Source organism: Pseudomonas sp. AF32 (assembly GCF_022342325.2).
GTDB classification, from domain to species: Bacteria; Pseudomonadota; Gammaproteobacteria; order Pseudomonadales; family Pseudomonadaceae; genus Aquipseudomonas; species Aquipseudomonas uvaldensis.
Genome location: NZ_RQJK02000003.1, coordinates 155465 through 175128, shown reverse-complemented (window position 1 = coordinate 175128; position 19664 = coordinate 155465). Strand labels below are relative to the sequence as shown.

Here is a 19664-nt window from a genome sequence, read left to right as displayed (position 1 = left end):
CTGCCAGCGCAGGGACCCGCGCGTGTTCAACTCAGTCAGCTTTGTCGCCACCGGCCAGATTCTTCTTGGCGCCGGTCTTGAAGTCGGTTTCATACCAGCCAGTACCGCCAAGGCGAAACCCCGGCATGGACAGCATCTTTTTCAGTTCCGGCGCCTGACAGGCAGGGCAGTCGACCAGCGGTGCCTCGCTGATCTTTTGAATGACTTCCATCTGATGACCACAGGAAGCACATTGATAGTCGTACATCGGCATGGGAGGTTTTCTCGGCGATCAGGTTACTCACGCAAAAACTGGGCTTTGCGGCAAAGAGCGGGATTATATCCATTAAATGCAGCCTGTGCAGCCGTAGGGGGCGTTCCCGATTCGTTTTCCTGGAAAGGGCAAACGAATCGGGAACACCCCCGCAAGCATTCATCTGCGCTCCTGCTCAGTCACCAGCGGGCGGTGTACCACGCCAGTGGCGCTCGACAACCTCCATCCCCGCCTCCTTCAGGCTGTGCACCACGCAGACTACACGCACCAATCCACTGAAATTGCGTACTCCGCCATGACGCAGGTGCACCTCCCTGTCCACATGGGATAACAGAGTACTGATCGAGCAATTGTTGAGCTGCGCCATATCCCGGAGGATGTCCCAGTAGACCTGCTCCAGCCGCAGGCAAGTGGCGAACCCGTTCAGGCGGATGGAGCGGGACAGAGGCCGGGCCAACTGCATGTCGAAACCGCTGACGAACGGGTCGACATGAATGGCCTGGTAGCGCCCCTGCGCGCCCTCCCTGGTTTCTTTTCCTTGAATCATACCGCTGACACTCCTTTGCCATACGAACCTCTCAGTCACAACAATCAATCTGTCAGCCCATGGAAGCTCAATGGGGGTCGCAAGATCCAGATGACTTTATGACCATCAACGTAGGACAAGCCAACAGCAAGCCGGCGACGATTTACGTCGTCCTACACACGATGGGTTAACCCAGAGGAAGCCTGTCGACTGATCGAAAAGCCTGATACGAAGGAAACCAGCAGCCACCCCAGGCGGACGATGATGCCAGAAGCTCATCATCGCCCGCGCAAGGCTCACCGTTCGTCCAGCAGCGAACGCAACATCCACGCCGTTTTTTCATGCACTTGCATACGCTGGGTCAACAGATCGGCGGTAGGCTCGTCGCTGACCTTGTCCAGCAAGGGGAAAATGCCGCGAGCCGTGCGTGTCACCGCTTCCTGGCCCTCCACCAGTTGGCGGATCATGTCTTCGGCGCTCGGCACGCCTTCCTCCTCCTTGATGGACGACAGGCGCGCATACACGGAATAGGCTCCCGGCGCGGGAAAGCCGAGGGCACGGATTCGCTCGGCAATGAGATCCACCGCCAGCGCCAGCTCGTTGTATTGCTCCTCGAACATCAAGTGCAGGGTCCGGAACATGGGCCCCGTGACATTCCAGTGAAAATTGTGAGTCTTCAGATACAGCACATAGGTGTCCGACAGCAGACGTGACAGTCCGTCGACAATGGACTTGCGATCTTCCTCACTGATACCGATATCTATTGCCATGTTGATTGATCTCCTGACGGGATAATAGGACAGCGGCTCTGTCACTTTAGCGGGTGTTACCGCCCGCCCCCTGCGACAAATCGCCTGCACTCCCTGAACTGACACGCCGGGGTACCGGGAAATTCAACGCCCTTTGACAGAGACCTTCAAGAACCCGCCCGGCTTTCGGGCCGACGAACAGCGCAGCCCCCGCCCGCAACGAGTTTGAGAAGGCCTCGGCTTTACTGTTAAATAGACGGTGTGTCGCCACGCTTATTTTCCCGGGTGTGGCGCATAGGCTGATTCGGGTACGTGTCCAACGCCTCTCATCGTTCCGAAGCGAACCGTCCCCGAGCAGCTCTTCCTTGTGATCTGTCTAAACCGTGAGCCAATCAAAATGTTGAAAATCGTCCACTTGCTAATGGGCGCAGCTGCCTTGCTGCTGTCCTTCATTCCTAGCCTGGGTTCCGAAGCCACACCCTACCTGCAACACCCTGACGCGCTTTACCTGGCCTTTTTCGGCCTGCTCAACCTGATCCTCGCACCTGTCATCCCTCATTGGCACAAAGGTCCACGCCATCAACTGCAAAACCTGGTCAGCGCATTGCTGGTACTGGCCGTCGCCGTGCAGACCCTGAGTCTGCTGGCCCCCCTGCCGGAAATCGCCGGTCATCCGGCCATTCTGTTCAGCCTCACCGCGGCGCTGCTCGCGGTGGCATTGCAACTGGCCGTCAGCTTCTACAAGAAGTCGTCGCCGGCTGCCGCGCCACAGCATTACGACATGTCGAACCGCGATACCGGCACCGTGAAATGGTTCAACACCTCCAAGGGGTTCGGCTTTATTTCCCGTGACTCCGGCGATGATATCTTCGTGCACTTCCGGGCCATTCGTGGCGAAGGTCACCGCGTCCTGGTCGAGGGCCAGCGCGTGGAGTTCTCCGTGATGCACCGCGACAAGGGCCTGCAGGCCGAAGATGTGATCGCAGCGCTACCGCGCCGCTGATTCCAGGCGTAAAAAAAACCGCGAAGCAGTCAGGCTGCTCGCGGTTTTTTTATTGCCTGCCATCAGGCCGGTCATCAATAGTGGGGCGGCGGGGCCTCTTCTTCGACGGATTCGAATTGCCCGGCCATTTCTTCCTGTCGCTTGAGCAAGGCCGCCATCTGCAGTTGCAGCCGCTCGACTACCCGCTGCTGCTCCACCAGCACATCATTCAGTGCCTGGATAGTGTCATCCTGAAACGCCAGGCGAGTTTCCAGATCGGTCACACGCTCTTCAAGATTCATGGTTCAGCCCTCCATAAACTTGAAATCATCGGTCAGAGCTACCCGCAAGCGTTCACGGATAGCGATCACCTGTTCTGCATTATAGGGCCGCGACGGGTGCTTGCCCCAGACTGGCGCCGGCCAGGCCGCATCATCCTTTTTTCGCACGATGACATGCATGTGCAACTGGCTGACGACATTACCCAGCGTCGCCACATTCAGTTTGTCGGCGTCAAAGCAATCCTTCAGGGTTTCAGCCAACCCCGTGGTCTCTTTCCACAGCTGCTGCTGATCAGTGTCATCCAACTGAAATAATTCACTGATATTTTCCCGTCGCGGCACGAGGATGAACCAGGGGTAGTTCGAATCGTTGGACAAAAGCAGCCGGCACAGTGGGAAATCGCCGATGGGCACCGTGTCTCGTTGCAATTGTGGATCTAAGGCAAACACCGCACGTACTCCTCGCTCGTTATCGATTCCGTCCGGTTCCACGGGGCAGGGGCCCTGGGTAGGACATATATTCGCAGCATACCCGCGAATGGCGGAACGTTCACCGCGTAACACCGGGAATCGCACACTGCTTGAAAGATTGAACATCTGATCGCCTGAGTAGCACCAAAACAGTGCATCAAATCCAAAAAAACACAGGGGAGCGCTTCATGAACCTTCCAAGCGCCGATCTTGAGCGATTCCATTGATTTTTTTTTGCACCAAAACCGCACAATGCGTCTACGCTCAGTGCACATAGCATCCGGGATTTACTCACCGATGGGGTGAACCGGTAACGTTTTTGGTTGTCGCGCGGAGTCTGAAGACCTGAAACACGAGAGCGCCCTGGCAGTCAACCCCATTTAAAACAAGGCCTTTGGAGCCCGTTTTCATGAGGTTTCACGGCACCGAGGCGCCGAATGTGAAAAAAATGTAAATAAAATTTGGATTTGTGCATGCTTGTTGCATTCACTCAACCATTGCCCGCAGGGGACCGTCGGAACGAAAACCTGTGGGCCGATGAATAACGTGGCAGGGTTGCCCATAAGGAGCTCCAAGCGCAGTAACCAAGGACTCTTTACACCGACGCCGAAGAAAAAGAAGCGACATTCAAGTTGCGATTCCGATCGCGTCGGAACAGCCCCATTGCGACATGGATCGAGCCATTGGCGACATGGTCGTAAAGAAGCTGAAAGGTTGAATGGGCAAGTATCGCCAATAGGGTCGGCGTGATATAAGTTTGCGCCGACACAAAAAGAAAGAGCCGCCCAGATAAAAAAACAGGTGGGACGGCAGTACTCTTCTAAAACCAAAGGAGCAAATCACGATGCGCGTGATGAAGTGGAGCATGATCGCACTGGCCGTTGCTGCAGCAGCCAGTACTCAAATGGCTACGGCCGCACCGTTTGTAAGTGACCAGGCTGAAGCCAAAGGCTTTGTTGAAGACGCTGACGCCAAACTGCTGTTGCGCAACTATTACTTCAACCGTGATCGGAAAGATGGCTCGACCGATCAGAAAGACTGGACCCAAGGCATCTGGGGTAACTTCAACTCCGGTTACACCCAAGGTACGGTTGGCGTTGGCATTGACGCATTCGGTTACCTGGCAGTCAAACTGGACGGTGGCGACGGCACCGGCGGCACTGGCAACATGAGCCGCGACCTTCCTGGCGACGGCGATGTCAACGACAGCCAGGGCAAAGCCGGCGCAGCCATCAAGTTCCGCGTATCCAAGACCGAGCTGAAGATCGGTGACCAACAGCCAAGCACTGCTCCGGTGTTCGCTATCGGCGGTTCCCGCGTCCTGCCTCAAACTGCCAGCGGTTTCCAACTGCAGAGCAGCGAAGTCAAAGACCTTGACCTCGAAGCCGGTCACTTCTACTCGGCAACCAGCCAGGACAGAAACGCCCGTAACGGCGGCCTGTACGCAACTTACGCTGGTGTAGAAGCCAATTCCATCGACTACGTTGGCGGTAAATATTCCTTCAACGACAACCTGAGCGCATCGTTGTACGGCGCCCAGCTGGAAGATATCTGGAACCAGTACTACGCCAACCTGAACTACACCATCCCAATGGGTGGCGATCAGTCGCTGAACCTGGACGGTAACATCTACCGCACCAGCGACACTGGCAGCGCCAAAGCCGGTGACATCAGCAACACTGCGTATTCCCTGGCTGCCGCTTTCTCGTTCCTGAAAGCGCACACCATTACCGTTGCCTTCCAGAAAATCAACGGTGACACTCCGTTTGACTACATCGGCGTAGGTGGTCACAGTGGTGCCTTTAACCGTGGTGGCGACTCGATCTTCCTCGCCAACTCCATCCAGTACTCCGACTTCAACGCACCTAACGAGAAGTCTGCCCAGGTTCGTTACGACCTGAAGATGGCCGAGTACGGCGTTCCTGGTCTGAGCTTCATGACCCGTTACGTTAAAGGTTGGGACATCGACGGTACCAACACTCCAACAGGCAGCCCTTACGCCGGCCTGTATGGCGAAGACGGCAAACACAACGAAACCAACTTGGAAGCCAAGTACGTTGTTCAGTCCGGTCCGGCCAAAGATCTTTCCTTCCGTATTCGTCAAGCCTGGCACTACGCTAACGCTGACGAAGGTGAAGGCGACATCAAAGAGTTCCGTCTGATCGTCGACTACCCGATTTCGGTTCTGTAATTGCCGAAAGTCAGTTTGCGGTAATCAAAGAAAGGCCCATCTTCGGATGGGCCTTTTTCATTGCGAGAGGATTATGCCTGTGGCCCGTCCTGAACCACGCGAATCACCCGTTGCGGAAACGGAATATCAATCCCTGCATCCTTCAAACGGTCCCGCGCCTGTTCATTGAGCATGAACATCACGTTCCAGTAATCCGCGGTCTTGACCCAAATACGCAACGACACCGTGATCGAACTGTCGCCCAGAGTGGAAATCACCGCCTCGGGCGCCGGGTCGGCCAATACGCGTTCATCCTTTGCGAGGTCCAGCAATACCTGACGGGCCTTTTGCAGGTCGGCCTGGTAGTCCACACCCACATCGAACACCACTTTGCGGGTCGGTTGGCGGTTGGTGTTGGTGATGATGCCGTTCGACAGATTGCCGTTGGGCACGATCACTGTCTTGTTGTCACCCGTGCGCAGCACAGTGTGGAAGATCTGGATGCTGTCCACCGTACCGGCAACGCCTTGGGCTTCGATCCAGTCACCGAGGCGGAACGGGCGGAACAACAGGATCAGCACGCCACCGGCGAAATTCGCCAGGCTGCCCTGCAAGGCCAGGCCGATCGCCAAGCCGGCGGCACCGATGGCAGCGACGAACGAGGTGGTCTCCACACCGATCATCGAAGCGACGCTGACGACCAGCAGTATCTTCAGAATGATATTCGCCAGGGTACTGATAAACCCCTGAAGCGCCAGGTCAGCATTACGCAGCGCCAGCAATGCGCCCAGTTTCTGTGTCACCTTGTTGATCAGCCACCAGCCGATGGCCAGGGTGATGATCGCCAGCAACACACGGCTGCCGTATTCCATGATCATCGGTATCCAGGCCTGGGAAACCTTCACCAGGTGGTCAACTTCAGCGTTCAAGTCCATCGTGTTCTCCTTTTCCCGTTCGTGGCGAGGGTGCACGCCCCCTCGCCACGGTCATGCGAACAATCTGATATCAGTCGCGGAAGTTGTTGAATTGCAACGGCATGCCGAACTCCTTGCCGCGCAAGGCAGCGATGGCTTCCTGCAAGTCGTCACGTTTCTTGCCGGTCACCCGCACCTGCTCGCCCTGGATGGCGGCCTGTACCTTGAGTTTGGCGTCTTTGATATGGGCGACGATTTTCTTCGCCAGTTCCTTGTCGATGCCTTCCTTGAGCACGGCTTCCTGCTTCATGACCTTGCCCGAAGCATAGGCGTCCTTGACCTCGAGGCACTGCACGTCGATCTTGCGCTTGACCAACGCAAGCTTGAGGATGTCGATCATTGCCTCGAGCTGGAACTCGGCTTCGGCGGTGAGGTTGACGGTCAATTCCTTGTCCTTGAACTCGAAGCTGCCCTTGCCCTTGAGGTCATAACGACGGTCGAGTTCCTTCACGGCGTTTTCCACCGCGTTGGTGACCTCGTGTTTGTCGAGTTCGGATACCACGTCGAATGACGGCATGTAGTGTTCTCCAATAAAAAAGGCGCGCCAGTAATCCGATAACAAAGACGGCGCGCGCTTGGCTTGTGGTTAAAATCGCGCTCATTATAACGAGTCTTTCAACCCATACCGCGAGCCCCCTCAGATGCCTTCGCCAAACCGAGTGAAAAACTGATGTCCACCACTTGGCATGTCCTGGGGGCCGGCAGCCTCGGTACGTTATGGGCGGCGCGCCTGGCTCGGGCCGGGCTGCCGGTGCGACTGGTGTTGCGCAATGAAGACCGATTGCAGGCCTATCGCGCCGCCGGAGGCCTGACATTGGTGGAACAGGGCCACTCACAGTGCTATCCGGTGCCGGGCGAAACGGCAGAGAGCCCCGAACCGATCAAGCGCCTGCTGCTGGCCTGCAAGGCCTATGACGCGGTGGAAGCCGTGGACTCGGTGGCCCGCCGCCTCGACGCAGACTCGGAGCTGATCCTGCTGCAGAACGGCCTCGGCAGCCAGGACGCGGTGGCAAACCGCGTCCCCCTGGCGCGTTGCATCAGCGCTTCCAGCACCGAGGGCGCCTTTCGTGACGGCGATTGGCGCGTCGTGTTCGCCGGTCATGGTTATACGTGGCTGGGGGACCCCACCCGCCCCGTCGCGCCGATCTGGCTGGAGGACCTGACCACAGCCGGCATTCCCCACGAATGGAGCGCCGATATCCTTACCCGACTTTGGCGCAAACTGGCACTCAACTGTGCGATCAATCCGCTGACGGTGCTGCATCAGTGCAGAAATGGCGGCTTGCAGGACCATCGCTGCGAAGTGGCGACCCTGTGCGCGGAACTGACCGATCTGCTCGAACGCTGCGGTCAGCCAGCCGCCGCCGAGGACCTGCAGCCGGAAGTCGAGCGAGTGATTCAGGCCACCGCCGCCAATTACTCGTCGATGTACCAGGACGTCGCCCGACAGCGCCGCACCGAAATCAGCTACCTGCTCGGCCACGCCTGCAAGGTCGCCCAACGACACCAGCTGGCCGTCCCCCATCTGGAACAACTGCGCCAGCGACTGGTCGCTTACCTGGATAACCTCGGATTGCCCAGCGACTGAGCAGCGGCTACGCTGGCCTCGTATTCCTTTTTAGCGACGAGTCTGATGCCATTGCGCCAACGTCTTGAAAACCTGCCGGTCGGCCAGAAACTGCTGGCCGCCCTGTTGGTGTTGCTGACCACCGTTCTGCTGGTGGCCAACCTGACCTTTATCAGCGCTGCCTACTACATTTCCCAGGAGAGCATGGCCCCTCAGGCCCTGCAGACCATTGGCCGGCTGATCGCCAACCCGAGCCTGATTTCCGATGCCCTGCAGTCGCCGCAAAGCGCCAAGCGCCTGCTCGATGAGCTCAACAGTTACGCACCCCTGCGGGCGGCAGCGCTGTATGACGGCGAGGGCGAGCGCCTGGCGCAACTGCAACAGGGCGAAAAGCTCAAGCTGCCGGACCATTTCCGCAATATGCAGGCCTGGCAGGCCGGCGAATTCCGCAGCAACCAGGTCATTACCCTGCCCCGCCCTGGCAAGGCGCCGGGGCACTTGCTGCTGGTCGCCAGCAGCGAATTGCCCACGGCGTTCTACACCGGCACCCTGACCGCAAGTCTGGGCATCCTCATTTTCAGCGTGCTGCTCTGGCTGGTCATCGCCCAGCAGATCAAACGCCTGATCACCCAGCCGATTCATCAACTTGAAGAACTGTCCCGACAGGTCACCCGCGAGGAAAACTATTCCCTGCGCGCCGCCCGGGGCAACCATGACGAAATCGGCAGCCTGGCCGAAGCGTTCAACACCATGCTGTCACGGATCGAGGCGCGGGAGCAGCAGCTCAAGCGCGCACGGGACGACTCCCAGGCCGCCTACGACCAGGCCCAGGGCCTTGCGGAAGAAACCCGGCACACCAATCGCAAGCTGGAACTGGAAGTCCAGGTACGCAGCAAGATCGAGAAAAAGCTCACGGGCTTCCAGAATTACCTCAACAGCATCATCGACTCCATGCCGTCGGCGCTGATCGCCCTGGACGAACAGCTCTACGTGACCCAGTGGAACCAGGAAGCCAGCGCCCTCTCCGGTACGCGGCTGGACGAAGCATTGAACCAACCGATCTTTCTCGCCTTCGAACCGCTCAAGCCCTACCTGCCGCAACTCAAGCAGACGGTCGAGCAGCACACGGTCGCCAAGATCGAACGCGTCACCTGGACCAAGGACGATGAAGCCCGACATTACGCCCTGACCTTCTATCCACTGATGGGTGGCGCCGGACGCGGGGTGGTGATCCGCATCGATGACATCACCCAGCGCCTGTCGTTGGAAGAAATGATGGTGCAATCGGAAAAAATGCTTTCCGTCGGCGGCCTTGCCGCCGGCATGGCCCATGAGATCAACAACCCGCTGGGGGCGATCCTGCACAACGTGCAGAACATTCGTCGCCGCCTGTCGCCAGAGCTGCCCAAGAACCTCGAACAGGCCGAACAATTGGGTATCGAACTGCAAGTGGTCAACCGCTACCTCGAAGGCCGAGACATCCCGCACCTGCTCGATGGCATCCAGCAGGCCGGTGCCCGGGCGGCGAAAATCGTCACCCATATGCTCAGTTTCAGCCGTCGCAGCACCCGGCAGATGGCCCCCTGCGACCTGCCGGCGCTGATTGACCAGGCGGTGGAGATCGCCGGGAATGATTTCGACCTGACCATCGGCTTCGACTTCAAGGGCCAGGCGATCATCCGCCAGTTCGACCCGAACCTGGGGCCTGTGCCCGGCACGGCCAACGAGCTGGAACAGGTACTGCTCAATCTGTTGAAAAATGCTGCCCAGGCGATCCATCAGCGCCAGGACAACAGCGAACCCGGGCGCATCATCCTGCGCACCCGGTTGAATCCGCCCTGGGCGGAAATCCAGGTCGAGGACAACGGCATCGGCATGAGCGAAAACGTGCGCAAGCGCACCTTCGAGCCGTTCTTCACCACCAAGGAAGTCGGCCAGGGCACCGGCCTGGGCTTGTCCGTGTCGTATTTCATCATCACCAACAACCACAAGGGCCAGATGGAAGTGCAGTCGGCGCCAGGCCAGGGCACTTGCTTCACCCTGCGCCTGCCCTTGGCGGGCACTTCGGTGGTGCCGCAAGAAAACAAGCAACTGGAGCGCTGAACATGGGGTTTCGCCTGTCGAAGATATACACCCGCACCGGCGACAAGGGTGAAACCGGGCTGGGCGATGGCCGTCGCGTGGCCAAGGACCATCCACGGATCGAGGCCATCGGCGAAGTGGATACGCTCAACAGTCAGTTGGGATTGTTGCTGGCCGGACTTGCCGCCGAATCAGCCCAATGCCCGGCACTGAATGAAGTCAGCGAAGTGCTCGCCCCCTGCCAGCACCGGCTGTTCGACCTGGGCGGTGAACTGGCCATGCCAGCCTATCAAGCCTTGAACACGACGGAGATCGAGCGCCTGGAAGCGGCGATCGATGCATGGAACGAGGAGCTGGGGCCGTTGGAGAACTTCATCCTGCCCGGCGGCTCAACCCTGGTGGCCCAGGCTCATGTCTGCCGCAGCCTGGCCCGCAGCGCCGAGCGCCGTTGTCAGCAATTGAATGCTGTCGAACCGCTGACGGGGCCGGGGCTGGCTTATATCAATCGGTTGTCGGACTTATTGTTCGTGGCGGCCAGGGTGATTGCCCGACGCCAGGGCGTTGCCGAGGTACTTTGGAAGGCGGCGGCCAAGCCTGGGGATTGATCACAGAAATCCATTGCCTGTCAGGCCGTCTTCGCGAGCAAGCCCGCTCCCACAGTTGAAGCGCGTTCTTCCTGAAGAAACTCAGTCAACTGTGGGAGCGGGCTTGCTCGCGAAGAGGCCATCAGCCACGCGCTAGATCATCCCTCAGGCCAAAACGCCCGAATCCCCGCCACCCCCTGAGCTCCGGCCTCCCAAGCCTTTTGCCGGTCGACAGACCCGACCCCACCCAGCAGATAAACCGGCTTGTTGAACCCCTCGATCAACCGCGAAGCCTCTTCCCACCCCAACGGCAGGGCCTCGGGATGGGTCTGCGTGGGCTGAACGGGCGAGAGCGTTACGAAGTCCACGTCCATCTGTTGCGCCAGGGACAGCTCCTCGGCGTTGTGGCAGGACGCCGCCAACCAGCGCTCCTTGCCGAAGGGGCGACCGGCCCCCGCGTGCTTGCGCAGTTGCGCGGCAGTGATGTGCCAACCGGCGGAGGGGAAATCCCCCAGCCATTCGAAGGGCCCCTTGAGCATCAGTTGGGCCTTGCCGGCACACAACCCCACCGCATCCACCGCCAGGTCGCGGTATTGCGGGTCGTAGCCGTTGGGCGCACGCAGTTGGACCAGTCTGATCCCGCCCGCGATCGCCTTCTGAATACCTCGCAATAGGGCCGGCGTTTCAAGACCTTCCGGCGTAATCAGATAATCGCCGGGCAAACGCGCCGCCGCGACGATCGGCTGGTTGGCCGTCGGGAATTCGTAGCTGGACAGGTCACGGGCCGTGACCCAGGCCAACGGTTGCCCCTCGGCGCCATGAGGCTCGCCGGTAAACGCCGATACTTCCCAGACATCCAGCAACACCTGCTTGTCCGGGTAATCGTGACGCACTTTGATCAGGGGACGGGCGGCAGTGACCAGGATGCCCAGTTCTTCCTGAAGCTCCCGAGCCAGGGCCGTCTGGACAGACTCATGCGCCTCCACCTTGCCACCGGGAAACTCCCATAGCCCCCCTTGGTGCTGAGTGTCGGCACGCCGGGCGATCAGGATCTTGCCGACAGCGTCGCGAATGACCGCTGCCGCTACATGTACTCGTTTCACCGCGCAGTGTCCTCCGGGCCGGCCGCCTGCCACACCTTGAGCGCCGGCCATTGATAACGGGTTTCGACTTGGGCCGCATTGAGCTTGGGCAGTTCCACCTGAAAAGTGTGCAACCGCCCCGCCGCCATCGCGAGCCTGCTCGCGATAGGCGCAACTCGGTCCCAAGCCCTGTTAAGTCCGATACTCAGCGTTGATCTTGACGTACTCGTGGGACAGGTCAGTGGTCCAGATCGTCTCGCTGCAATCACCCCGTCCCAACTCGATACGGATGGTGATTTCTTCCTGCTGCATCACCGCCGCGCCCTGGGCCTCGGTGTAGGTGGCCGCGCGCGCACCCTGGCTGGCAATGCAGACTTCCCCCAGGAACACGTCGATCTTGCTCACGTCCAGGTCCGGCACGCCGGCACGGCCGACGGCGGCGAGGATGCGGCCCCAGTTCGGGTCGGAGGCGAACAGTGCGGTCTTGATGAGCGGCGAGTGCGCCACGGTATAACCGACATCCAGGCATTCCTGGTGGTTACCCCCACCGTTGACCTGCACGGTGACGAACTTGGTCGCACCTTCACCGTCACGGACGATGGCCTGGGCCACTTCCATGCACACCTCGAACACGGCCTGCTTCAGGGCCGCGAACAGCGGACCGCTGGCTTCGGTGATTTCCGGCAGGTTGGCCTTGCCGGTGGCGATCAGCATGCAGCAGTCGTTGGTGGACGTGTCGCCATCGATGGTGATGCGGTTGAACGACTTGTTGGCGCCGTCGAGCATCAGGTCCTGCAACACCTGGCGGGACACCTTGGCGTCGGTGGCGATGTAGCCGAGCATGGTCGCCATATTCGGACGAATCATGCCGGCACCCTTGCTGATGCCCGTGACGGTTACGGTCACGCCATCGTGCTGGAACTGGCGGCTCGCGCCCTTGGGCAGGGTGTCGGTGGTCATGATGCCGGTAGCGGCAGCCGCCCAGTTGTTCTCCGACAGGTCATCGAGGGCGGCCTGCAATGCGCCTTCGATCTTCTCGACCGGCAGTGGCTCGCCGATCACTCCAGTGGAGTACGGCAGCACCTGAGCCGCGTCAACGCCGGTCAGCTCAGCCAGTTTGGCGCACGTACGCTCAGCGGCGGCCAGGCCTGGCGCACCGGTACCGGCGTTGGCATTGCCAGTGTTGGTCAGCAGGTAACGCACCGGCCCTTGCACACGTTGCTTGGCCAGGATGACCGGAGCGGCACAGAAGGCATTGAGGGTGAACACGCCGGCCACCGTCGAACCCTCGGCACAGCGCATGACCACCACATCCTTGCGTCCCGGACGCTTGATGCCCGCCGAGGCGATACCGAGTTCAAAACCGGCAACCGGGTGCAACGTTGGCAACGGACCAAGACCAACAGCCATGAATGCGCTCCTTAATAATTTATGTCTGAACCGTCTTCGTCGAGACGGAGAATCAAATGGCAAAACGCCGCGACGGTGTTAACCGGTCGCGGCGCGGGTCATTCAGCGTTTGAAACGGGCGTTATTGAATCTGCCCGTGGCAATGCTTGTATTTCTTGCCCGAACCGCAGTAGCACAGTTCGTTACGGCCCAGCTTCTGCTCGTTGCGCACCGGCGCGGTCGCCAGGGCGACATCCACGTCGACACCTTCTTCAGCAGCCTGGGTCGCTTCCAACCCTGGGGCTTCGGCGTGCTGGAACTGCATGCGCGCCGCCAGGGCCTCGGCTTCCTGACGCAGACGGGCTTCTTCTTCGGCCGGATCTTCGCGGCGAACCTGAACGTGGGACAGCACACGGATCGAATCGCGCTTGATCGAATCCAGCAACTCGGAGAACAGCGTATACGACTCGCGCTTGTATTCCTGCTTCGGGTTCTTCTGGGCGTAACCGCGCAGGTGAATACCGTGGCGCAGGTGATCCATGGTCGACAGGTGGTCTTTCCACAGGTCGTCCAGCACCCGCAGCACGATCTGTTTCTCGAAGGAGCGCAGTGCCTCGGCACCGGCCTGGTCTTCTTTCTCGTTGTACGCGGCGATCAACTCGGCCAGTAGCCGCTCGCGCAGGGTTTCTTCGTACAGGTGATCGTCTTCGTCCAGCCATTGCTGGACCGGCAACGACACACCAAAGTCGCTGCGCAACGAGGCTTCCAGACCGGCAATGTCCCATTGTTCGGGCAACGATTGCGGCGGAATGTGTGCGCTGACGGTGGCGTTGAGCACTTCCTGGCGGAAATCGGCAATGGTTTCGCCAATGTCGTCGGCAGCCAACAAACTGTTACGCATGTGATAGATCACTTTACGCTGTTCGTTGTTGACGTCGTCGAACTCCAGCAATTGCTTGCGGATGTCGAAGTTGCGACCTTCGACCTTGCGCTGGGCCTTCTCGATGGCGTTGGTCACCATGCGATGCTCGATCGCTTCGCCAGGCTGCATGCCCAGGGCCTTCATGAAGTTCTTCACCCGGTCAGAGGCGAAGATGCGCATCAGGCTGTCTTCCAGGGACAGGTAGAAACGGCTGGAACCGGCGTCGCCCTGACGACCGGCACGACCCCGCAACTGGTTGTCGATACGGCGCGATTCGTGACGCTCGGAAGCGATCACCTGCAAACCGCCGGACTCCAGGACCTGCTGGTGACGCTTCTGCCAGTCGGCCTTGATTTGCGCGATCTGCTCGGGCGTCGGGTTTTCCAGGGAGGCGACTTCCACTTCCCAGTTGCCGCCCAACAGGATGTCGGTACCACGACCGGCCATGTTGGTGGCGATGGTCAACGCCCCCGGGCGACCGGCCTGGGCGATGATCTCGGCTTCCTTCTCGTGGAACTTGGCGTTGAGGACCTTGTGCTCGATGCCTTCCTTGGTCAGCAACGCGGACATGTGCTCGGACGTCTCGATGGTGGCGGTACCCACCAGAATCGGACGGCCCTGGGCCATGCCTTCCTTGATGTCATTGATGATCGCCGCGTACTTCTCTTCGGCGGTCAGGAACACCAGGTCGTTGTAGTCCTTGCGCGCCAACGGCTTGTTGGTCGGAATCACCACCACTTGCAGGCCGTAGATCTGATGGAACTCGAAGGCCTCGGTGTCGGCGGTACCGGTCATGCCGGACAGCTTGTTGTACAGGCGGAAGTAGTTCTGGAAGGTGGTCGAGGCCAGGGTCTGGCTCTCGGCCTGGATGTTCAGGCCTTCCTTGGCTTCGATGGCCTGGTGCAGGCCTTCGGACAGGCGGCGGCCCGGCATGGTACGACCGGTGTGTTCGTCCACCAGCACGACCTGACCATCCTGCACGATGTATTCGACGTTGCGATGGAACAGTTTGTGGGCACGCAAGCCGGCATAGACGTGGGTCAACAGGCCCAGGTTATGGGCCGAGTACAGGCTCTCGCCTTCGGCCAGCAGGCCGACGCGGGTGAGCATTTCCTCAATGAACTGGTGACCGGCTTCGTTGAGCTCCACCTGGCGGGTCTTCTCGTCGACCGTGTAGTGCCCCGCCTGGGTCACTTCGCCTTCGACTTCCTCGACGTGCAACTTGAGCTGCGGGATCAGTTTGTTGATCTCGGTGTACAGCTTGGAGCTGTCCTCGGCCTGACCGGAAATGATCAGCGGAGTACGGGCTTCGTCGATGAGGATGGAGTCGACTTCGTCGATCACGGCGAAATTGAGTTCGCGCTGGAATTTTTCTTCCAGGCTGAACGCCATGTTGTCGCGCAGGTAATCGAAACCGAATTCGTTGTTGGTGCCGTAGGTGATGTCAGCGGCGTAGGCGGCGCGCTTCTCCTCCGGCGGCTGGAACGGCGTGACCACGCCGACGGACAGCCCGAGGAATTCGTAGAGCGGGCGCATCCAGTTGGCGTCGCGGCGGGCCAGGTAGTCGTTGACCGTCACCACGTGCACGCCCTTGCCGGACAGCGCGTTGAGGTACACAGCCAGGGTGGCCACGAGGGTCTTGCCCTCACCGGTGCGCATTTCGGCGATCTTGCCTTCGTGCAAGGTCATGCCGCCGATCAACTGAACGTCGAAGTGGCGCATGCCCATGATCCGCTTGCCGGCTTCGCGGGCGACCGCAAAGGCTTCAGGCAGCAGTTGGTCCAGGGTTTCCCCCTTGGCGATGCGTTCCTTGAATTCGGCAGTCTTGGCGCGTAACTGATCGTCCGAAAGGGCCACCATCTGCTCTTCGAAGGCATTGACGATCTGTACCGTCTTGAGCATGCGCTTGACTTCACGCTCGTTCTTGCTTCCAAAGAGTTTCTTTAACAAAGGCGCAAACATATCGGCAGGATCTTCCACACTAAAGGGATGGAGGGCGGCCCCGTGAGTCGCCCGTGCAGCCCTCATGGCCGCATGCGAACGAGCATTCTACCCGGAAACGATGGTGAGGAAAGTGGCGTTATTCCACGATGCTGGCACAGCGCTGTGACGGGGCCTTCATAAAATAAGGGCTTTTACACGAAGTTCAACCCACAAAAGTAGAAGTTATCAGGGTTTCGATCGGCAGGCGCCCACGGGGGACTGGACCAAGGCGCGCCGGACACTTTCTGCTACCATGGCGCCTCTGTCCCTTGTGGTATTGCATCCATGGCCTTTCGCCCCCTTCCAGCCAAGGCTCCCGCCGTTCTGCTGCGCGAAGCCAAACCGCTGAAAGCCATCTTTGGCCACGCCAGGCGCCTGGGTCATTTGCAGCGCCTGCTGGACAGCCAGTTGCAGCCGGCCGCACGAGAGCATTGCCACGTGGCGTCCTGGCGCGAAGGCTGTCTGCTGCTGATCGTCACCGATGGTCACTGGGCCACGCGCCTGCGCTACCAGCAAAAGCGCCTGCTGCGTCAATTGCAGGCATTCGATGAGTTTGCCGGGCTGACCCGGATTTTGTTCAAGGTCCAGCCGCCCACGGTCCAGGTAAGTACCAAGGGCCATATGCTGGACCTGTCCACCGACGCAGCCGCGACGATCCAGGCCACGGCGGACGGCATCAGCGACCCCAACCTGCGCGCGGCGCTGGAGCGGTTGGCGGCGCATGCCAGGACCAAGCCCTGAGATTTTCGTTGCCTGTTACATCGCCATCGCGAGCAGGCTCGCTCCCACAGGGACCGCATTGCATCAGAAACATCGCCCCCCTTGTGGGAGCGAGCCTGCTCGCGATGGCAGCGACTCGGTCCCCCGCCTAACGGCGCTTACTGCCCCCCAGCAACGACCCCATCAACCCGCGCACCAGTTGCCGTCCCAACTGATTGGCCGCCTGGCGCATCGCTGATTTAAGTGCCTGGCCGGCCGCGGTACCGAGGAATTCGCCAGCCTTATCGGCGAAGCTCGGCTCTTCTGCCGGCGGATTGCCCGGCGCCGCTTCGACCTGGGGTTCAAGCCCCTTGCGCCCCATCAGCACTTCATAGGCCGATTCACGGTCAATGGGTTTGTCATAGCGCCCCTGCAAGGGTGAAGCGGCGATCAGGCGGGCGCGTTCGGCTTCCGTCAACGGTCCGATGCGCGACTGTGGCGGGGCCACCAGCACGCGCCGGACCATTTCCGGCGTGCCTTTCTCCTGCAAGGTGCCCACCAGCGCTTCACCGATGCCCAGCTCGGTGAGCACCGTCAGGGCGTCGAACTGTGGGTTCGGCCGGAAACCGTCCGCCACCGCCCGCAGGGATTTCTGCTCCTTGGCCGTAAAGGCCCGCAGGCCATGCTGGATGCGCAACCCCAACTGGGCCAACACATCGTCCGGCAAGTCGCCCGGCGACTGGGTCACGAAATACACCCCGACGCCCTTGGAACGGATCAGCCGCACCACTTGCTCCAACCGCTCCTGCAACGCCTTGGGCGTGCCGGCGAACAACAAGTGCGCCTCGTCGAAGAACAGAGCCAGCAGCGGCTTTTCCGCATCGCCGCGCTCGGGCAGTTGCTCGAACAGTTCGGCCAACAACCACAAAAGGAACGTCGCGTAGACCTTTGGCGCCTCATGAACCAGACGGCTGGCGTCCAGCAAGTGAATACGGCCACGGCCGTCGCTACCGGGCTGCAGGATGTCTTCGAGCTGCAGGGCAGGCTCGCCGAACAGCGCATCTGCGCCCTGCTGCTCCAGCGTGGACAAGCGCCGCAGCAGCGCCTGACTGGAGCCGGTGGTCATCAAGGCCGCGTCGTCCCCCAGCAGTTCGGGGTTGTCCTTGAGGTGGTTGAGCAGGGCCTTCAGATCCTTCAGATCCAGCAGCAACAAGCCCTCGCGGTCGGCGACCTTGAACGCGGCATACAACGCCGATTGCTGGCTGTCCGTCAGCTCCAACAGGCTGCCAAGCAGCAACGGCCCCATTTCACTCAAGGTGGTACGCAGCGGATGACCGGACTGCCCGTGGATGTCCCACAGGGTGACTGGATAAGCCTGGGGCTTATGGTCGAGCCACGGCATGCTGGCAATGCGCTCGGCGATCTTGCCCTGGGGCGCACCGGCGGCACCGAGGCCGCACAGGTCGCCCTTGATGTCGGCTGCAAATACAGCCACGCCCGCATCGCTGAACGCCTCGGCCAGACGCTGCAGGGTGACGGTCTTGCCGGTACCGGTGGCCCCCGCCACCAAGCCATGACGGTTCGCCAGGCGCATGGCCTGGGCGATGGGCTGGCCGGCAAGATCGGCGCCGATAGTGAGTTGCATTGAGTCAGGCATTTGGTCACCTGTGATTAATATTTGATCGAGTAGGCCGATATATGAAACGACAGGCCCCACTGAAAACACGGTCGGATAATTCCCCAGGGAGAGAAGGAAATATCAGAACTTTCAATACGGCGTCTTTATTCGAACTTTCCTATAAAAGCATGCCCAGAGCTATAAGACCCAGCGGAACCCCGAGCCATGAAGAAAAACCTGCGTTTCAGCCACAAAATCCTCATCGCTGCCGCACTCATCGTGATGGCCGCCTTTGCTCTGTTCACGGCCTACAACGACTATTTGCAGCGCAACGCCATTCGTGACGACCTCGACAGCTACCTGCATGAAATGGGGGACGTCACCGCAAGCAACATCCAGACCTGGCTGAGCGGTCGCATCCTGCTGATCGAAAACCTGGCCCAGAACATCGCCGGCACCCCGGACCAGGCCAGTGTTGCCCGTTTGCTGGAACAGAAAGCGCTGACATCCACCTTCATGGCGTCCTACCTGGGCGATGCCCAGGGTCGCTTCACCATCCGCCCCGACACAAAAATGCCCGACGGCTTCGATCCACGCGTGCGGCCCTGGTACCAAGGCGCGCAAAGCAGCAGTACCGCGACCCTGACCGAGCCCTACATCGATGCCGCCAGCGGCGGGCTGATTATTTCCATCGCCACGGCCTCCCGGAACGCCGGGCAAAATGTCGGCGTGGTGGGCGGCGACCTGAGCCTGCAAACCATTATAGACACCCTGAAAACCGTGGACTTCGACGGTATGGGCTACGCCTACCTGGTCAGCGCCGACGGCAAGATCCTGGTGCATCCCGACAAGAACCTGGTCATGAAAACCCTGGCCGAAGCTTTTCCAAAGAGCACTCCGGCAATCAGTGACAAGATTTCGGAAGTCGATGTCGATGGCCACACGCGCATCGTCACCTTCACGCCGATCAAAGGCCTGCCGTCGGTGAACTGGTATGTCGGAGTGTCGGTGGATAAAGACATGGCCTACGCCATGCTCAGCGATTTCCGTACCTCGGCCGTTGTGGCAACGGTCATCGCCGTGGTGTTCATCATCGCCCTGCTGAGTATGCTGATCCGCCTGCTGATCCAGCCGTTGCACGTCATGACCCGTGCCATGGAAGACATCGCCGACGGCGAGGGTGACCTGACCAAACGTCTGGCGATCCAGAATCAGGATGAATTCGGCATCCTGGGGACCGCGTTCAACCGTTTCGTGGAGCGGATCCATGGTTCGATCCGTGAAGTGTCCTCCGCCACCGAGCATGTCAATGAAGTCGCCCTGCGCGTGGTG

General features: G+C 60.1%; 17 protein-coding genes and 1 pseudogene. 7 read left to right on the top strand and 11 right to left on the bottom strand.

What is annotated here, in order from left to right; translation table 11 throughout:
• Positions 1 to 31: 31 nt before the first annotated feature.
• From EGM97_RS04345 to EGM97_RS04335, 3 genes are all read right to left on the bottom strand, one after another.
• The gene (locus tag EGM97_RS04345) at positions 32 to 253 is read right to left on the bottom strand and encodes an FmdB family zinc ribbon protein (RefSeq protein WP_042728755.1); all 222 of its coding nucleotides are present in this window, start codon (positions 251 to 253) and stop codon (positions 32 to 34) included.
• Positions 254 to 428: 175 nt separating this feature from the next.
• Positions 429 to 800 carry a ribbon-helix-helix domain-containing protein gene (locus EGM97_RS04340; protein ID WP_053146966.1) on the bottom strand — a complete coding sequence of 124 codons (372 nt, stop codon included), beginning with the start codon at positions 798 to 800 and terminating at the stop codon, positions 429 to 431.
• Positions 801 to 1075: 275 nt separating this feature from the next.
• Entirely contained in the window at positions 1076 to 1549 is a 474-nt protein-coding gene (locus EGM97_RS04335) for a Dps family protein (RefSeq protein ID WP_053146964.1), read from the bottom strand.
• A gap of 376 nt (positions 1550 to 1925) precedes the next feature.
• Between EGM97_RS04335 and EGM97_RS04330 the strand changes: the two genes are divergently transcribed.
• Positions 1926 to 2531: a cold-shock protein gene (locus tag EGM97_RS04330; protein ID WP_275300511.1), complete on the top strand. Its 606-nt coding sequence runs from the start codon at positions 1926 to 1928 to the stop codon at positions 2529 to 2531.
• A gap of 74 nt (positions 2532 to 2605) precedes the next feature.
• Here EGM97_RS04330 and EGM97_RS04325 read toward each other — a convergent pair whose 3' ends face one another.
• Complete coding sequence (locus tag EGM97_RS04325) at positions 2606 to 2812, bottom strand: SlyX family protein (RefSeq protein ID WP_053146960.1); 207 nt, start codon at positions 2810 to 2812, stop codon at positions 2606 to 2608.
• Between the two features lie 3 nt (positions 2813 to 2815).
• Complete coding sequence (locus EGM97_RS04320; RefSeq protein ID WP_238961072.1) at positions 2816 to 3241, bottom strand: HIT domain-containing protein; 426 nt, start codon at positions 3239 to 3241, stop codon at positions 2816 to 2818.
• An 865-nt stretch (positions 3242 to 4106) separates the two neighbouring features.
• Between EGM97_RS04320 and EGM97_RS04315 the strand changes: the two genes are divergently transcribed.
• Entirely contained in the window at positions 4107 to 5453 is a 1347-nt protein-coding gene (locus tag EGM97_RS04315; protein WP_238961071.1) for an OprD family porin, read from the top strand.
• Between the two features lie 71 nt (positions 5454 to 5524).
• On the opposite strand, the gene EGM97_RS04310 is transcribed toward EGM97_RS04315, so the two are convergent.
• Both EGM97_RS04310 and EGM97_RS04305 read right to left on the bottom strand, forming a co-directional pair.
• Positions 5525 to 6367 (bottom strand): mechanosensitive ion channel family protein, encoded by an 843-nt coding sequence (locus EGM97_RS04310; protein ID WP_238961070.1) that lies wholly within the window; start codon positions 6365 to 6367, stop codon positions 5525 to 5527.
• Positions 6368 to 6437: 70 nt separating this feature from the next.
• On the bottom strand, positions 6438 to 6923 hold the full coding sequence (locus EGM97_RS04305) for a YajQ family cyclic di-GMP-binding protein (RefSeq protein ID WP_053146954.1): 486 nt from the start codon (positions 6921 to 6923) through the stop codon (positions 6438 to 6440).
• A 153-nt stretch (positions 6924 to 7076) separates the two neighbouring features.
• Between EGM97_RS04305 and EGM97_RS04300 the strand changes: the two genes are divergently transcribed.
• From EGM97_RS04300 to EGM97_RS04290, 3 genes are read left to right on the top strand one after another with little or no spacing between them, the layout of a single operon-like run.
• Positions 7077 to 7994 carry a putative 2-dehydropantoate 2-reductase gene (locus tag EGM97_RS04300; RefSeq protein WP_238961069.1) on the top strand — a complete coding sequence of 306 codons (918 nt, stop codon included), beginning with the start codon at positions 7077 to 7079 and terminating at the stop codon, positions 7992 to 7994.
• A 45-nt stretch (positions 7995 to 8039) separates the two neighbouring features.
• Positions 8040 to 10076 carry a sensor histidine kinase gene (locus EGM97_RS04295; protein WP_238961068.1) on the top strand — a complete coding sequence of 679 codons (2037 nt, stop codon included), beginning with the start codon at positions 8040 to 8042 and terminating at the stop codon, positions 10074 to 10076.
• Positions 10077 to 10078: 2 nt separating this feature from the next.
• Positions 10079 to 10660 carry a cob(I)yrinic acid a,c-diamide adenosyltransferase gene (locus EGM97_RS04290; RefSeq protein ID WP_238961067.1) on the top strand — a complete coding sequence of 194 codons (582 nt, stop codon included), beginning with the start codon at positions 10079 to 10081 and terminating at the stop codon, positions 10658 to 10660.
• A gap of 137 nt (positions 10661 to 10797) precedes the next feature.
• Here the strand turns inward: EGM97_RS04290 and EGM97_RS04285 are convergent, their stop codons facing one another.
• The 3 genes from EGM97_RS04285 to secA form a co-directional block, all read right to left on the bottom strand.
• Positions 10798 to 11742 (bottom strand): Nudix family hydrolase, encoded by a 945-nt coding sequence (locus EGM97_RS04285; protein ID WP_238961066.1) that lies wholly within the window; start codon positions 11740 to 11742, stop codon positions 10798 to 10800.
• Positions 11743 to 11913: 171 nt separating this feature from the next.
• Positions 11914 to 13131, bottom strand: coding sequence for a bifunctional glutamate N-acetyltransferase/amino-acid acetyltransferase ArgJ (gene argJ / locus EGM97_RS04280; RefSeq protein ID WP_053146943.1), 1218 nt, complete (start codon positions 13129 to 13131; stop codon positions 11914 to 11916).
• Positions 13132 to 13252: 121 nt separating this feature from the next.
• Positions 13253 to 15994 carry a preprotein translocase subunit SecA gene (gene secA / locus EGM97_RS04275; protein ID WP_238961065.1) on the bottom strand — a complete coding sequence of 914 codons (2742 nt, stop codon included), beginning with the start codon at positions 15992 to 15994 and terminating at the stop codon, positions 13253 to 13255.
• Between the two features lie 306 nt (positions 15995 to 16300).
• Between secA and EGM97_RS04270 the strand changes: the two genes are divergently transcribed.
• Positions 16301 to 16756: a DUF721 domain-containing protein gene (locus tag EGM97_RS04270; RefSeq protein ID WP_238961064.1), complete on the top strand. Its 456-nt coding sequence runs from the start codon at positions 16301 to 16303 to the stop codon at positions 16754 to 16756.
• A gap of 127 nt (positions 16757 to 16883) precedes the next feature.
• On the opposite strand, the gene EGM97_RS04265 is transcribed toward EGM97_RS04270, so the two are convergent.
• Positions 16884 to 18371, bottom strand: coding sequence for a helicase HerA-like domain-containing protein (locus tag EGM97_RS04265; protein WP_238961063.1), 1488 nt, complete (start codon positions 18369 to 18371; stop codon positions 16884 to 16886).
• Positions 18372 to 18557: 186 nt separating this feature from the next.
• Here EGM97_RS04265 and EGM97_RS04260 point away from each other — a divergent pair.
• Positions 18558 to 19589 (top strand): annotated as a pseudogene (locus EGM97_RS04260) (HAMP domain-containing protein); the annotation flags it as partial.
• Between the last annotated feature and the right edge of the window lie 75 nt (positions 19590 to 19664).